The 14,901-nt window shown below is 71.2% G+C and carries 11 protein-coding genes; 9 read left to right on the top strand and 2 right to left on the bottom strand.

The features are described 5' to 3' along the window. The first annotated feature begins 2 nt into the window (after nt 1-2). From ACFYQQ_RS29460 to ACFYQQ_RS29445, 4 genes are all read left to right on the top strand, one after another. Nucleotides 3-752, top strand: coding sequence for an alpha/beta fold hydrolase (locus ACFYQQ_RS29460; RefSeq protein ID WP_355782885.1), 750 nt, complete (start codon nt 3-5; stop codon nt 750-752). A gap of 249 nt (nt 753-1,001) precedes the next feature. Continuing rightward, complete coding sequence (locus ACFYQQ_RS29455; RefSeq protein WP_355782487.1) at nt 1,002-1,946, top strand: ATP-binding cassette domain-containing protein; 945 nt, start codon at nt 1,002-1,004, stop codon at nt 1,944-1,946. After that, complete coding sequence (locus ACFYQQ_RS29450) at nt 1,943-2,704, top strand: ABC transporter permease (protein ID WP_355782490.1); 762 nt, start codon at nt 1,943-1,945, stop codon at nt 2,702-2,704. The genes ACFYQQ_RS29455 and ACFYQQ_RS29450 overlap by 4 nt, the downstream gene beginning before the upstream one ends. 208 nt (nt 2,705-2,912) lie before the next feature. After that, nucleotides 2,913-4,145 carry a cytochrome P450 gene (locus ACFYQQ_RS29445; RefSeq protein ID WP_355782493.1) on the top strand — a complete coding sequence of 411 codons (1,233 nt, stop codon included), beginning with the start codon at nt 2,913-2,915 and terminating at the stop codon, nt 4,143-4,145. A 72-nt stretch (nt 4,146-4,217) separates the two neighbouring features. On the opposite strand, the gene ACFYQQ_RS29440 is transcribed toward ACFYQQ_RS29445, so the two are convergent. Next, nucleotides 4,218-5,597: a PLP-dependent aminotransferase family protein gene (locus ACFYQQ_RS29440; protein ID WP_355782495.1), complete on the bottom strand. Its 1,380-nt coding sequence runs from the start codon at nt 5,595-5,597 to the stop codon at nt 4,218-4,220. 886 nt (nt 5,598-6,483) lie between these two features. Here ACFYQQ_RS29440 and ACFYQQ_RS29435 point away from each other — a divergent pair. Beyond that, nucleotides 6,484-7,410 carry a phytanoyl-CoA dioxygenase family protein gene (locus ACFYQQ_RS29435; RefSeq protein ID WP_355782498.1) on the top strand — a complete coding sequence of 309 codons (927 nt, stop codon included), beginning with the start codon at nt 6,484-6,486 and terminating at the stop codon, nt 7,408-7,410. 485 nt (nt 7,411-7,895) lie between these two features. On the opposite strand, the gene ACFYQQ_RS29430 is transcribed toward ACFYQQ_RS29435, so the two are convergent. Further along, the gene (locus ACFYQQ_RS29430; protein WP_355782500.1) at nt 7,896-8,732 is read right to left on the bottom strand and encodes a putative nonproteinogenic amino acid hydroxylase; all 837 of its coding nucleotides are present in this window, start codon (nt 8,730-8,732) and stop codon (nt 7,896-7,898) included. Between the two features lie 689 nt (nt 8,733-9,421). On the opposite strand from ACFYQQ_RS29430, the gene ACFYQQ_RS29425 reads away from it, so the two are divergent. The 4 genes from ACFYQQ_RS29425 to ACFYQQ_RS29410 are packed head-to-tail and all read left to right on the top strand — an operon-like array spanning nt 9,422 to nt 14,878. Further along, nucleotides 9,422-9,739: an acyl carrier protein gene (locus tag ACFYQQ_RS29425; protein WP_355782503.1), complete on the top strand. Its 318-nt coding sequence runs from the start codon at nt 9,422-9,424 to the stop codon at nt 9,737-9,739. Beyond that, nucleotides 9,736-10,992 carry a cytochrome P450 gene (locus ACFYQQ_RS29420; RefSeq protein WP_355782505.1) on the top strand — a complete coding sequence of 419 codons (1,257 nt, stop codon included), beginning with the start codon at nt 9,736-9,738 and terminating at the stop codon, nt 10,990-10,992. The genes ACFYQQ_RS29425 and ACFYQQ_RS29420 overlap by 4 nt, the downstream gene beginning before the upstream one ends. Further along, nucleotides 10,989-11,726 (top strand): alpha/beta fold hydrolase, encoded by a 738-nt coding sequence (locus ACFYQQ_RS29415; RefSeq protein ID WP_356169013.1) that lies wholly within the window; start codon nt 10,989-10,991, stop codon nt 11,724-11,726. The genes ACFYQQ_RS29420 and ACFYQQ_RS29415 overlap by 4 nt, the downstream gene beginning before the upstream one ends. A 56-nt stretch (nt 11,727-11,782) precedes the next feature. Beyond that, nucleotides 11,783-14,878, top strand: coding sequence for a type I polyketide synthase (locus ACFYQQ_RS29410; protein WP_356240315.1), 3,096 nt, complete (start codon nt 11,783-11,785; stop codon nt 14,876-14,878). Nucleotides 14,879-14,901 lie beyond the last annotated feature (23 nt).

Raw genomic sequence — 14,901 nt, 5'->3', positions numbered from 1 at the left:
GATTGGGGTTGGTCAAGGTGACAGAACCCGGCACGTCCGCACCACCGGCGAACGGCACCACACTGCTGTGCGTGCCCTTCGCCGGAGCGGGCCCCTCGTTCTTCCACCCCTGGCGGGAGCTGGCCGCCGGCCGCTGGCGGGTGAGCGCGGTCGAACTGCCCGGCCGTGAACGCCGGCTCATGGAACCGCCGTACCGCAACGTCGTCGAGGCGGCCAAGACCGAGGTCGACGCCATCGCCGCCGAGCTCGGACAGGGCGCGCGCACCGTCCTGTTCGGGCACAGCCTCGGCGCGGTCCTCGCCTACGAACTGGCGCACCTGCTCCTCGCGCGCGGCGTCCACGTCGAGCAGCTCGTCGTCAGCGGCTCCCCGGGCCCCTGGACCCAGCGCGAGCGGCGGGCGGCGGGACTCCCGGACGAGGAATTCCTCGCCCGTGTCGAGGAGTTCGCCGGATTCCGGCACGAGGCCCTGGACCACCCGGAGATGCGCGAGCTGATCCTGCCGGTCCTGCAGGCCGACTGCGAGATGCACGAGGCCTACGTGCCCAGCACCGACACCCCGCTGCCGGTGCCGATCTGCTCACTGCGCGGCGACAGCGACGGCCTGGTCACCGCCCAGGAGGCACAGCAGTGGCGTGAGGCGACCACCGCCGGCTTCTCCTACGTGGAGTTCCCGGGCGACCACATGTACCTGGTCGACCTCGGCCGGCAGGTGCTCGACGTGATCGAGACGAAGACCGCCCGCCCCCACTGACCCCCGCACACCGCCCACCGGGGCGGCAGAGGGGAACCGGCGCGAGCACCAGGGGCGTCCGCACACGCGGACGCCCCTGAGCCGTCTCCCCGCCCCGCCCTCCTCGCCCGGCCGCCGCGTGCGCCCGCGCGGCGTGCGACGCGTGCACCGGTCCTGCCGCGGGGTGGGGGCGGGGGACATCGAGAGGAACTCGAGCGCCGTGTCACGGCCGTGGCAGGCCCGTGTCAGCACCCCCGGGACAGTTGCGGCATGAAGAGTTCCGCGATCGCAGTTTCCGGGCTACGCAAGGCATACGGCGACAACGTCGTCCTCGACGGCATCGACTTCGACGTCGCCGCCGGATCGGTGTTCTCCCTCCTGGGCCCGAACGGGGCCGGCAAGACGACGACCGTGAACGTGCTCACCACCCTGCTGACGGCCGACGCCGGCACCGTGCACGTCGCCGGCCACGACGTGGCCGCCGCCACCAAGGAGGTCCGCGCGGCCATCGGCGTGACCGGCCAGTTCGCCGCCGTGGACGACCTGCTCTCGGGCCGCGAGAACCTGCAGCTGATGGCGGACCTCAAGCGCGTGCGCTCCGGCGACCAGGTCGTCACGCGCCTGCTGGACCGCTTCGACCTGGGCCAGTCCGCGGACAAACTCGCCTCCACCTACTCCGGCGGCATGCGCCGCAAGCTGGACCTGGCGATGACCCTGGTCGGCAACCCGCAGATCATCTTCCTGGACGAGCCCACCACCGGCCTGGACCCCCGCAGCCGCCGCACCATGTGGGCCATCGTCCGCGAACTGGTCGCCGACGGCACCACCATCTTCCTCACCACCCAGTACCTGGAGGAAGCCGACCAGCTCGCCGACCGCATCGCGGTCCTCAACCAGGGCCGCCTCGTCGCCCAGGGCACCGCCGACGAACTCAAGCGCCAGATCCCCGGCACCCACGTCAAGCTCCGCTTCGCCGACACCTTCGACCTCGACGCGGCCGCCCGCATCTTCGCCGACTCCACCCGCAACGACGAGGAACTCACCCTGCGGGTGCCCAGCGACGGCGAGTCCAGGTCCCTGCGCGCCCTGCTGGACCGGCTCGACGCCCACACCCTCAACGCCCAGGAATTCTCCGTGCACACACCCGACCTCGACGACGTCTTCCTCGCCCTGACCGAGCACACCACCAAGGACAAGGAGGCGATCGCGCGATGAGCACCGCCTCGACCGCCCTGGCCGACTCGGCCATCATGCTGCGCCGCAACGTCAAGCACACGCTGCGCAACCCCACCACCGTCTTCAACGCGGTCCTCTTCCCGATCGTCATCATGCTGATGTTCGTGAAGGTGTTCGGCGGCGCCTTCAGCGTCGGCGAGGACTACATCGACTACGCCACCCCGGGCCTGCTCGTGATGGCCGTCAGCTACGGCCTGGGCGCCACCGCCACGGCCGTCAACGACGACATGACCAAGGGCATCATCAACCGGTTCAAGACCATGGACGTCTCCCGCGGCGCCATGCTCACCGGCCACGTCGTCGTCACCACGGTCCGCTGCCTGGTGGCCTGCGCCGCCATCGTCGCGGTCGCCTTCGCGATGGGCTTCGACCCGGCCGCCGGCGCCCTGGACTGGCTCGGCGTGCTGGGCCTGTTCGTCCTGCTCGCCGTCGGCGCCAGCTGGCTCACCGTCGCCATGGGCCTGGCCGCCAAGACCACCGAGTCCGCGGGCCTGGCCACCGTGCCGCTGATCATGCTGCCGTTCCTCAGCAGCGCGTTCGTACCCGCCGACACGATGGGCGCCGGGGTGAAGCAGTTCGCCCAGTACCAGCCCTTCACCCCGATCATCGAGACACTGCGCGGCCTGCTGGCCGGCAACCCCGACAGCGGCGACGCCATCGCCGCCGTCGCCTGGTGCCTGGCACTGGCCGTCCTGGGATACGTGTGGGCGCTGTCCACCTTCAAAAAGCGCGCCTGAGCCAAACCGCCCGACCCCAGCCCGCCGCGTCCCCCTGATGCCGGCCGCCTCGGCGCCACACCCGCCGAGGCGCAGCCACGCCCACCCCAAAAAAAGCGCCCAAGTACCGTCCCCCGCACGGCTGCTGCCGGGGCGGGGGACGGGCAGCACCCGCGACGTGTGAGACCCCCCCGTTTCGACAAGGACGCCCTGTCAAGGAGACGCGACCATGGCTGAGCCGATCGTGAGCCTGACGAACCCCGAGTTCACGAACGACCCCATCGGCGCCTACGGGCGCCTGCGCGAGAGCGCCCCGCTCGTGCGCATCGGGTTCCCGGGCGGACCGCCGGTCTGGCTCATCACCCGCAACGAGGACATCAAGGCCGCGCTCAGCGACCCGCGGCTGGTCGTCGACTACAGCAACGTCCCCGGCCACCAAGGGCCCAGCGTCGCCGACCAGATGGTCGCCGCCCTCGACCTGCCCGAGGAGTTCCGGCCCTACGTCGCGGCCAACATGATGCTCCTGGACGGCAAGGAACACGCCCGCCAGCGCCGCCTGGTGACCCCCGCCTTCACCGTCCGCCGCATCAACAGCCTGCGCCCCCGCATCGAGGAGATCTCCGCCCGGCTCCTGGACGACCTGGCCGCCAAGGGCTCCGGCGACCTCATCGAGGACTACTCCTCACCCCTGACCGGAACCGTCATCTGTGAACTCATCGGCATCGACGAGGCCGACCAGCCGCAGGTCCGCAAGTGGATGAACCAGTACACCGACCCCGACGGCGACCTGGCGACCAGCGCCCGCAAGATGGTCGACTACGTCAAGAAACTCATCCAGCGGCGCCGCGCCCAGCCCACGGACGACATGATCTCCACCCTCGTGCAGAGCACCGGCGAGGACGGCGACCGGCTCAGCGAAGCCGAGATCATCTCCATGGTGCTCCTCGTGGTCAACAACGGACACCACTCCACCTCCCACTTCATCCCCAACGCGGTCCTCGCCCTCTTCGACAACCCCGACCAGCTCGCCCTGCTGCGCGCCCGGCCCGACGCCCTGCCGCACGCCATCCACGAGCTGATGCGCGTCGCCAACCCCATCCCGACCGCCGGACCCCGCTACGCCACCGAGGACCTTAAGTTCGCCGGCTACGCCATCTGCAAGGGCGACGCCCTGACCGGCTCCTACCAGTCCGCCAACTACGACCCGCACGTCTTCGACCAGCCCGAGCAGTGCGACGTCGAACGCGAGCTCAAGCGCGGACAGGGCCACCTCGCCTACGGCGCCGGCCCGCACTACTGCCCCGGCGCGGCCCTGGCCCACCTCGAAGGCGAGATCGCCCTGAACCACCTGCTGATCCAGCGCGACAGCCTCGAAGTCACCGTCAGCCGCAAGGCACTGCGCTACACCGAGGCCACCCCGGGCGGCGCCCGCCTGCTCAACGCGCTGCCCGTGCGCCTGTGACCACCCGCACCACGAGGGCGGCCCCCGAACGCATCGCGTCCGGGGGCCGCCCTCATGCCGTGCGCCGTGCCGTCACAGCGGCTGCGGCTGCAACACCTGTGAGCGGCCCGCGGCGGGCACCTCGGCCATCTGCTTGCCCCGCTGGTCCTGCACCAGCCGGCCCAGCCGCTCCACACCTGAGGCGATCTGCTCGGGGGTGAGCACGCTGAAGGAGAGCCGGGCCTGGTGGAAGCCTCCGCTGCCCCCGTAGAAGTGGTGCATCGGCGTCCACAGGACACCGAACTTCGACGCCGAGTACTCGAGCATGTCGTCGTCCGCCGAGAACGGCAGCGTCACGACGACGAACATCCCGCCCCGCGGCGTGTTCCACGAGACGTCCGGCACGGCACCCGCCCGCGGCCCGAACACCGACGCCAGCCCGTCCAGCACGGCAGAAAGATTCCGCCGGTAGACCGCGGCCTCCCGGGCGGTGGCGCGTTTGAGACTGCATCCGTTCTCCAGGAGATACCCGCCGATGACCGCCTGCGCCACGGTCGAGGTGTTCAGCGTCACCATGCTCTTCAGCCGGGCGAGATGGTCCGCCAGCAGCACCGGATCCGCGGCCGAGGACGACGTCACCGGCTGGTCGGCGATGACATACCCGACGCGGGCGCCGGCGAACGCGGACTTCGCGAACGACCCCAGATGGATCACCTGGTGCTCCTCGTCCAGGGACTTGAGCATCGGCAGCGGTGGACCGCCCGCCGAGAAAAGGGAGTACGGGTTGTCCTCGATGACCAGGATCCGCTCCCGCCGCGCCAGGTCGAGCAGCGCGAGACGGTCCGCCAGCGACATGCTCGCCCCGCTGGGGTTGGCGAAGTCCGGCACCACATAGCAGGCACGCGGGCGCAGTCCCTCCCGCCGCGCCACCACGATCTGCCGCTCCAGATCCTGCAGATCGATGCCCCCCTCGCCCTCGCGGACACTGCGCAGCGGGGCGCCGGCCACCCGGGCCGCCCCGATGAACCCGACATAGTTCGGCGTCGCGGCCAGGATGACGTCGCGGGAGTCGCGCACGAGCGCCCGCAGCACCAGCACCATCGCCTCCTGGCAGCCGGTGGTCACCACGATGGACTCCGGGTTCACCGTCAGGCCCTCGTCGGTCTGCAACTGCCGCGCGATCAGCTCGTGAATGAACCCTTTGGTGCGCCCGTACTGGAAAAACGTGCGCCGTACCTGGTCCGCGGGAAGGCCTATCTCGTCCTGGAGGTAATTCCGGAACGTCGTGAGGTGGCGTGATAGGTTCTCGACGTCGTAAAAGCCCTCGAAGGGGCGCCCCGCCGAAAAAGACACCGCATCCGGATATCGTCCCGCGAGCTCGTTGAGCAGCGTCATGGATGTGAGTGCGGGATCGTCGACCGACTCGTGCAGGTCGGTGATGCTCAGCCGATTCGGCCCTGGGTGCATGGACATAGTCACGTCATCCTCATCCGCCGGACAACTCAATGGGTGAGCTGGTGTCGGCCTAGGGCAGTGCTCTGCGAGGGCTTTCGTGAGGCCACGGCCCGGACAGAGGCAGATCGGAGTCGGACGGCATTCGCGGCCGCGTTAAACAAGGCCCCGAAACCGGCGCTTCAACGCTGCCTGGTCGGGGCCCTCAATAATATATGCCCCGCCGTTGTACGGCGTGAAGTCCCCATCAGATGCAGCACGTTGACACACCCCGGCAGACAAAAGGCCGGGCGGCGGCGAACAATCACCCGCCGGTGCCAGGAGTTCACGCGGCGGGAGAAAGAAAACCGCGCCGAAACCGCCACGCCGGCGGGCCCCGCCACGGAACGGGCCGGGGCGCACCGCGCATGCGGCACGTGCCGGGGGAGGGGCACCCGTCACTGTCCTGTCAGCAGGACAGTCACCTCACCTCACCGGTGCCCGGGCAAAGAGCTCCACGGAACCGAGGGACGTTGACACCCTCCTGGCCGCCGGACACAGTTGGACTGTCGGCGGACACAAGTACGGGACCGCCGGGAAACGGCGAGCAGCCCCAACACCCGCCGCTGCGGGCCGGCGTGATCCGGCCCGACGGACCGCTGTGGGGCGCGAGCGCCGGCCGGCACACGCGGACGAGCCACTCACACCCCTGCCCGCTGCCCGCCGGCCGGGGAACACCAGCCGCCCCACGTGGACGGCAGCGGCCGCGTCCGAGGCGACGCCGCCCGGCACCCCCCGGGTTTCGGCCACCTCCACCCCCACATGTCCGCGGCTGAACTCCAGGAGCTGGCAGATGGTACGCCGTGGCGGCTCCACGACCTCCTTCCGCGCGGCAAGCGGTACCTGACACCTGACAAGGAGTTGACACATGACCTCACTTGGCGAGGGCGTTCTGGAGAAGGCTGCGGCGGAATACGCCGAGCAGGGCTTCTCCATCATCCGCAACGTCGTGCCCAAGGACCTCCTGGAGGAGGTCCACGCCCACGTTGACTGGCTCACCCGCAAGTACCCGGACCTGCGTCCCGAGCACTTCCACCACCCGCTGATCCGCAACGACGCCTTCTGGGCGCGCCTGGTCTCCGATCGCCGGCTGGTGGACATCGCGGAGTTCTTCCTCGGCCCCGACCTGGCCTGCTTCACCGCCCACTACATCTGCAAGCCCCCCTACGACGGGCAGCCCGTGCTGTGGCACCAGGACGGCGCGTACTGGACGCTCAGTCCCATGGAGGCGCTGACGGTGTGGCTGGCCGTCGACGAGAGCACCACGGAGAACGGCTGCCTGCGGATGATCCCCGGCAGCCACGAACTGCCGCTGCACAAGCCCTCCTCCCGCACGGACACGGACAACATGCTGTTCTCCGCCTCCGACGAGGACCTGGTGCGCGAGTGGGTGGAAAAGCGCGGTGTCGTGGACATCGAGCTGCAGCCCGGCGACGTGTCCATCCACCACCCCCACCTGCTGCACTACTCGGAGGCCAACACCTCCGCCAAGCGCCGCTGCGGTCTCGACATGGGCTACATCTCCACGAGGACCCGCATCCACAGCAACGGCATCTACCTCGACCCGCTGCTGGTGCGCGGCAGTGACAGCAGCGGCCTCAACAGCTACCGCCCCTTCCCCGACGTCCAGGAGGGCGAGACGATCCCCTTCGCCGGCCAGGACGGCTGGGGCGAGAAGATCGCCTCACTCAACGCGGCACTGCCCCCGCGCTCGCGTGAGCTTCCCGACGAGAGCCCCATCGAGACGACCCGGCACATGATCCAGCGTCTGCGTGAGGGCACCACCAAGGGCTGACCCCCAGCCCACGACCGGCCGATGGCACGCCGCAACGCAGCGGCGTGCCATCCGTCGATCCCGGCCCACCCCGGCGGACCCAGTCCGACAGGGCGAATGCGTGAACTAGTGCTATTCCAGGGTGAGTTGACCACCTGGGTGCCCCGTTACGCGGGCGGCAGTGGGCATGCCGATACGGCCGGCCGGGGCACGGCCGGCCGGGGGAGTGGCGTGGAGACATGCCAAGGCAGCGCCCGGCCCCGGGGCTGCGTCCCGGTGCGTGAAGCACACGGGCCTCAGCCGGAGCGAAGGCACTGCCGAACATGACACCAGGACCCGTCAACACGGCCCGGACGCAAGGACGTTCACCTGCCGGGCCCGGCTCAGGCGGCGACGCCGGATGAAGGCGAGGAGGTCACCCATGTGAGGTGACTTCCGGGTGGCGGCCGGCCGGGAGTGCGGGGCATGGCGCGGGCGCCCGCACCCGGCCGCCGCCGGGAGGTGCCTCACCAGACGAACGCCTCGCCGTCGCCGCGCTTCTCGATGCAGTAGGTGCGAAACGCCTGGGCCTTGGCGACCAGGTTTTCGTCGCCGCTGCGCCGGGCGGCCGCCACGTACCAGTCGAACGCCGCGGTGGCGTGCGCGCGCCGCTCGAAGTGGACTTCGGCGAAGCGGCGGAAGGCCGAGCGCATCGTCTCGGGGGTGAAGTCCTTGCCCGTGTCCAGGAGTTCCTCGAGCTCCGCCGCGCCGACCTCGGGCCGCTCGATGATGCGGACCGGCTCGGTGGCGGGAATGTCACCGCGGATCTCGATGGGCTCCTCGGCGTCGGAGAAGTCGAGGCAGACCGAGAGCCGGGCGGCCTTGGAGGTGCTGCGCGCCGAGTGCGGGTCGGTCGAGTGGATCTTCCACACCTCGCCGCGGCGGATGTGGTAGACGTATCCGTTCTCGGAATGGAGGGATTCCTCGCTGGTGCGCAGCGGGATCTGCACCCGGGTGCCGGGCTTGGCCCACTCCAGGAAGTCCACGTGCGGGGCGATGATCCCGTCCCGGAGACTGAAGATGCGCACCCACTGCAGCCGGTCCAGCGGGAAGTGCTTGGCCACCATGGACATGATGCCCGGCAGCTGCTTGCCCAGCTCGGTCAGGGCCAGGCTGCCCTCGTGGGGACGGAAAGCGGTGTCGGAATCGGCGCCGGTGCCGTTCGCCAGCACGTGGGACGACCACGACCCGAAGGTGAAGGTGTCGTATTCGCCGCCGTACTCGTGGCTGTCCACGATCGACAGCTCGGAATCCAGGTCGTACGAGTCGATGGGTAGCACCGCAAGCCGCTCGGACTTGAGCAAGGAAATCCCCTCCACACGTGATTGGTTGATGAACCCGGAAAGCTACTGGGGGTTCCTCCCGGCCGTCACCCTAAGTCGGCCTTCACGGCGCTGGCAACGAAAGACCGGCCCAACCGGAGCTGTTCACAAAGGAGTTGCCCGCCGGTATCGCGTATTCGCGTTCTAAACTCGGGCGCGAGGAACAGGCCGCGCCGCGTACGCGCCCGTACCGCCTGCCGCGCGGCCGCCCGAGGACCGCCCCTGTCCCGCCTCCGTACCGGCCTGGCGGGCAGGGAGCGGGGGCGGGTGTCCTGTCGGCGGGACAACCGGTGCCCGCCCGGGCGCTCGGCGCTGTCATCGCTTGCCCCCGGTTTCCCGGGCCATCTACGTTGGCGTCGCGATGGCTTCCCAGCGGCGCGCCCCCCGCGTGATCGATTCCGGGGCGGGGCGCGGACGACAGGAGCCGGCCGCCTTTTTGAAATGCGCAAAGGCGCCCGCCGCGTTCGACGCCGCCGGGAGACGGAGAACGGCACCCCCCCCTTTTTTTCGGGTACGGCACGAGCCGTCCGCAAGAAACAAGAGGGAAACCTCTCGGCCGTCGAAAACGATGCGTCACGTCGGCGCGACAGCGAAAAGAGGCGCCCCTCTCTTCGGGGCCGTGATGGCGTGGGCGGGCATTCCCGTTCGACAGAGGAAGGAAATGGCTGGCAATGGAATCGTCGCCGCAGGTGCTCCACCCGCGAGGTGGGCAGGACGAGACGTCACAGGAACGACAGGCCGCACCGTCACAGTCGCTGGCCCCGCTCGCGCAGGAGATCGCCGCCCTGTGGGGGGAGTACCTCGGCGGCCGTGAAGTGGGCCCCGACGACGACTTCTTCGCGCTCGGCGGCAACTCGCTGACCGGCATCAAGATCATCGACCGGGTGGTGCAGGACTACGGCGTCCAGCTGTCCGTGCGCGACTTCTACCTCGCCCAGACCCCGGCCCGGGTCAGCGAGCTGATCGAACAGGGGAGGGCGGCGGCGTGAGGCTGACGCCGGGTCCCCCGCGCGACGTCGACCTCGGCACCCTCGACCTGTTCGACCTGGACCTGTACACCTCGGGTGACCCGCACCCGGTCTGGGACGTCATGCGCGAGCGGGCGCCGCTGCACCACCAAGTGCTGCCCGACGGGCGGGAGTTCTGGTCGGTGACCCGCCACGAGGACGTCTGCCGGGTGCTGGGCGACCACCGGGAGTTCACCTCCGAGCGCGGCACCGTACCCACCCACCTCGGGCAGGACGACGTCGCGGCCGGGGTGCTGCTGACCTCCACCGACCCGCCCCGGCACACCGAGGTCCGCCGCCCGCTGGGCTCCAAGCTCACCGCCCGGGCAGTGAAGTCCTGGGAGGACTCCATCCGGCGCTCCATCGTCGGCTTCCTCCAGCCGGCGCTGGAGGGCGAGGTGTTCGACCTGGCCGAGCAGGCGCTGCTGCTGCCGGCGATCGTCACCGGACCGCTGCTGGGGATCCCGGAGAAGGACTGGGCCGAACTCGTCCAGCTGACCGCGATGGTGACCGCCCCCTCGGACCCGCACTTCCAGCAGGGCAGCGAGGCCGCCACGCTGGCCATCTCCCACCACGAGCTCGTCACCTACGTCAAGGACTGGGTCAAGGAGCGGCGCCGCAGCGGGAACAGCGACGACGACGGCAGCCTGCTCAACCACCTGATGAGCGTGCGGCCCGGCGGCGCGGCCCTGTCGGACGAGGAGATCGCCCTCGACGGCTACAGCATCCTCCTGGGAGCCAACGTCACCACCCCGCACACCGTCTCGGGCACGGTCGAGGCACTCATCGAACGGCCCGAGCAGTTCGACAAGGCGCAGGCCGACCCCACCCTGATCCCCAACCTGGTCGAGGAGGGGCTGCGCTGGACCTCCGGCGCCTGCAACTTCATGCGCTACGCCGTCGACGACGTCCAGATCGGCGGCGGCACCATCCCCGCCCGCGGCGCGGTCGTGGCCTGGATCGGCTCCGCCAACCGCGACGCCGCCCAGTTCCCCGACCCGCACCGCTTCGACATCACCCGCCCCAACGCCAAACGGCACGTCGCGTTCGGGTTCGGCCCGCACTTCTGCATCGGGGCGCCGCTGGCCCGGCTGACCTTGCGGATCTTCTTCGAGGAACTCCTTGAGCGCACCGCCTCGATCGAGCTCGCCGGCGAACCGCAGCACCTGCGGTCGTACTTCATCGCCGGGATGACCCACCTCCCCGTCCTCGCGCAGAAACGGCCCACGCCATGACCAGCGCCCCCGCCGCCACCCTCTCGCCCTGGTTCGTGCGCCCGCCCTCCGCCGACCCCCTCGCGCGGATCTTCTGCTTCCCCTTCTCCGGCTCCGGAGCCTCGGCGTTCAGCGCCTGGCCGGCCACGCTCGACGACGTCGAGATCTGCCCGGTGCAGTTCCCCGGCCGCGAGAACCGGCTGGGCCACCCCCACTACGGCACCTACGAGAACCTCGCCACCGACCTGGTGGAAGCCCTCACCCCGCTGCTGGACCGCCCCTTCGCGTTCTTCGCGCACTGCGCCGGCGCGCTGCCCGCCTACGAGAGCGTCCTGGCGCTCGCCGAACGCGGCCTGCCCACCCCGGAGTGCCTGATCGTGTCCGGCCAGATGGCCCCGCACGACGCCGCCGGCGACCGCATGCTGGCGATGAGCGAGAGCGAACTGCGCGCCGAGGTCGAGGCGTTCGTGCGCAGCCGCGGCATCGAACCGCGCCCCGACATGATCGCGATGGGCCTGATGGTGCTGCTGCGCGACCACGCCGCCGCGGCCGCCTACCGGCGCGTGGAAGCGGTGAAGGTGCCCTGCCCCGTCGTCGTCGTGCACTGGCGCGACGACACCGACGTGAGCCTGGCCGGCCTGCAGGGCTGGCGCCGCTACGCGGACTCCGTCGAGTTCCGGGTGGTGGACGGCGGCCACTACGACTTCATGGACGCGCCCCACGAGCTGCGAAAGCTGCTGACCCGTTGGCTGTGAGCGCGAGGCGAGGCGCCGACAGGAGCCCAGGACCAAGGCAAGGGGAAGGACAAGCTATGAGCGGCCAAGCCGCCCACATCGCCGTCATCGGGATGTCGTGCCGCTTTCCCGACGTGCACAGCCCGGCCGAGTTCTGGCAGCTGCTCGTCGAGGGGAGGTCCACCATCGGCACGTTCCCGCCCCAGCGGGCGGCCGACGCGCACACCCGCCACCTGTCCCACCCGGACGCGGCCACCCTGGACGCGGGCTCCTTCCTGGACCGCGTCGACACCTTCGACGCCGGCTTCTTCGACATCGCGCCCGCCGAGGCCGCCGCCATGGACCCGGTGCAGCGCCTGGGACTCGAACTGGCCTGGGAGGCCGTCGAGGACGCCGGCATCCCCGCGGGCGCCCTCGCGGGCCGCGACATCGACGTCGTGGTCGGCGCCGCCCCTTCCGGATACGACCTGCTGCGCAGACACTCCGGCAGCGACCGCGACGACCACTACGCGGCACTCGGCTCCAGCGGCGCACTGATCGCCAACCGGATCTCCCACCTCTTCGACGCCCGCGGGATGAGCCTGTGCGCGGACTCCGGCCAGTCCTCCTCGCTGGTGTCGCTGGCATTGACGTGCGAACGCATCCACTCCGGCGCCGTCGACCTGGCGATCGCCGGCGGCGTGCACCTGATCACCGACCCCGAGACCGGCGCGGGCCTGGCCAACCTGGGCGCCCTGTCACCCGAGGGGAACTGCTTCCCCTTCGACGAGCGCGCCAACGGCTTCGTACGCGGCGAGGGCGGCGCGTTCGTCGTCCTCAAACACCTCGACCAGGCGCTCGCCGACGGCGACCACGTCTACGCCGTCATCCGCGGCTGGGGCGTGGCCGGCGCGGGCGCCACCTCCCGGATGCCCGACCCCAGCCCCACCGGACAGGCCGCGGCCGTCCGCGCGGCCCTCACCCGCGCCGGCCTGGACCTGCGGGACGTCGACTACGTCGAGACCCACGGCACCGGCACCCGCCTGGGCGATCCGGCCGAGGCGTCGGGCCTGCGCCAGGCCGGCGCCGGCGCCGGCCGCGAGCGGCCCCTGGTGCTCGGCGCGGTCAAAGCCAACGTCGGCCACCTGGAACCGGCCGCGGGCATCGTCGGCTTCGTCAAGGCCGCCCTGTGCGTGGAACGCGCCCAGCTCCCGGCCCAGCCCGGCTTCGGCACCCCCAACCCCGCCATCGCCGATTTCGACCGCGACTTCGAGGTGCTGCGCACCCCAAGACCCTGGCCCGGCACACCGCAGCGGCCGCGCCGCGCCGGCGTCTCCTCCATCGGCATGGGCGGCACCAACGCCCACCTCGTCCTCGAACAGGCCCCCCACCCCCCGGCCCCGTCGCGGCAGCCGGAACCGGAACCGGCAGCCGCGGACGCGACGGTGCCGTGGGTGCTGTCCGCGCACGGCGAGCAGGCCCTGCGCGCCCAGGCGGCCCGGCTGCGGGACCAGCTCGCCGGCACGCCCTGGCAGGCCGCCGACGTGGGCCACGCGCTGGCCGCGACCCGGACCGCGTTCACCCACCGCGCGGTCCTGCTCACCACCGGCCGCACGGACGCGCTCGCCGGCCTCGACGCCCTCGCCACAGGCACCACCCCCACCCGCGGAGTCCGCGGCGTCAGCGGCGGCGAGACGGGCCCGGTCGTCTTCGTCTTCCCCGGCCAGGGCTCGCAGTGGCCGGCCATGGGACGGCAGCTGTACGCGCACAGCGAGGTCTTCGCGCGCGCCGTCGACGACTGCGCCACGGCGCTGGCGCCCTGGGTGGACTGGTCCCTGGTGGACGTCGTCACCGGGGCGCCCGGCGCCGCGTCACTGGAGCGGGTGGACGTCATCCAGCCCGCACTGTTCGCGATGATGGTGTCGCTGGCCCGGCTGTGGCGCTCGCTGGGCGTGGTCCCCGACGCGGTGGTGGGCCACTCCCAGGGGGAGATCGCCGCGGCCTGCGTGTCCGGCGCCCTGTCCCTGCCCGACGCCGCGCAGATCGTCGCCCGGCGCAGCCAGTGCCTGTCCGAACTGGCCGGCCTGGGCGGCATGAGCGCGGTCGCCGCCCCCGCCGACTGGGTGACACAGCGGCTGCGGCACTGGCCCGGCCGGCTGTCGGTGGCCGCCGTCAACGGCCCCCAGTCGGTGGTGATCTCCGGCGACGACGAGGCCCTGGAGCAGTTCGCGAAGGCCGCCGCCGACGACCAGGTGCGGGTACGCCGCATCAAGGTGGACTACGCCTCCCACTCCCACCACGTCGAACGCATCCGCGCCCAGGTCCTCGAAGCCGCGGCGGGGGTGAGCCCGCGCTCCTCGACGGTGGCGTTCCACTCCACCGTCACCGGGCAGCTCCTGGACACCCGCACCCTGGACGGCGCGTACTGGTACGACAACCTGCGCTCCCCGGTGCGCTTCGCCGACGTCGTCGACGACCTGATGCGCACCCGCCCCGGCGTGTTCGTGGAGGTCAGCCCGCACCCCGTGCTCCAGGTCGCGATGGAGGAAAGAGCCGACACCCTGGCGGAGCCGCCCCTGGTGGTGGGCACCCTGAGCAAGCACGACGGCAGCCTCGGCAAGGTCTGGGGCGCGCTGGCCCAGCTGTATGTGCGCGGGCTGCCCGCCGACTGGACGGCCCTCTTCGCCGCCGCCCGGCCGCGCCGCATCACCCTGCCGACCTACCCCTTCCAGCGGCAGCGGTACTGGCTCAGCGCCCCCACCGGCCCCGCGGACGACCCCGCCGGCCCCACCCCGCACAGTGCGGCGGCCGGCCTGGACTCACCCGCGGACGCGCTGGCCCTGGTGAGCGCCGAGACGGCGACGCTGCTCACCGCCAAGGGCGTCCAGGTGAGCGGCCCCGCCCTGCAGGCGCAGGCGGACGAGACGTTCAAGACGCTGGGCTTCGACTCCGCGACCGCCGTCGAGCTGCGCAACCGGCTGCACGCGCTCACCGGCGTCCGCCTGCCCGCCACCGTCGCCTTCACCTACCCCACCCCCCGCCGCCTCGCCCAGCGCCTGCTCGACCTCCTGCACCCGGCGGTGCCCGACACCCCGGCCACCGCCACACCCGGCAAAGACGCCGAGCACAGGGACGAGGCCGCCGCGCACAGCGACGACGACCTCTACGCCCTGATCGAGCGCGGATACGTGTAGCCCAGTTCGTTTTTCACACAAGT

The organism is Streptomyces sp. NPDC005496 (assembly GCF_042872045.1).
In the GTDB taxonomy this organism is placed as follows: domain Bacteria; phylum Actinomycetota; class Actinomycetes; order Streptomycetales; family Streptomycetaceae; genus Streptomyces.
The sequence above is the reverse complement of the archived record's forward strand: the minus strand, read 5'-3'. Positions and strand labels throughout refer to the sequence as shown.

What these genes read in the sequence shown, in the direction of transcription:
- ACFYQQ_RS29455 (WP_355782487.1), top strand. Translation starts at nt 1,002, where the DNA reads ATGAAGAGTTCCGCGATCGCAGTTTCCGGGCTACGCAAGGCATACGGC.
- ACFYQQ_RS29450 (WP_355782490.1), top strand. Translation starts at nt 1,943, where the DNA reads ATGAGCACCGCCTCGACCGCCCTGGCCGACTCGGCCATCATGCTGCGC.
- ACFYQQ_RS29445 (WP_355782493.1), top strand. Translation starts at nt 2,913, where the DNA reads ATGGCTGAGCCGATCGTGAGCCTGACGAACCCCGAGTTCACGAACGAC.
- ACFYQQ_RS29440 (WP_355782495.1), bottom strand. Translation starts at nt 5,597, where the DNA reads ATGTCCATGCACCCAGGGCCGAATCGGCTGAGCATCACCGACCTGCAC.
- ACFYQQ_RS29435 (WP_355782498.1), top strand. Translation starts at nt 6,484, where the DNA reads ATGACCTCACTTGGCGAGGGCGTTCTGGAGAAGGCTGCGGCGGAATAC.
- ACFYQQ_RS29425 (WP_355782503.1), top strand. Translation starts at nt 9,422, where the DNA reads ATGGAATCGTCGCCGCAGGTGCTCCACCCGCGAGGTGGGCAGGACGAG.
- ACFYQQ_RS29415 (WP_356169013.1), top strand. Translation starts at nt 10,989, where the DNA reads ATGACCAGCGCCCCCGCCGCCACCCTCTCGCCCTGGTTCGTGCGCCCG.
- ACFYQQ_RS29410 (WP_356240315.1), top strand. Translation starts at nt 11,783, where the DNA reads ATGAGCGGCCAAGCCGCCCACATCGCCGTCATCGGGATGTCGTGCCGC.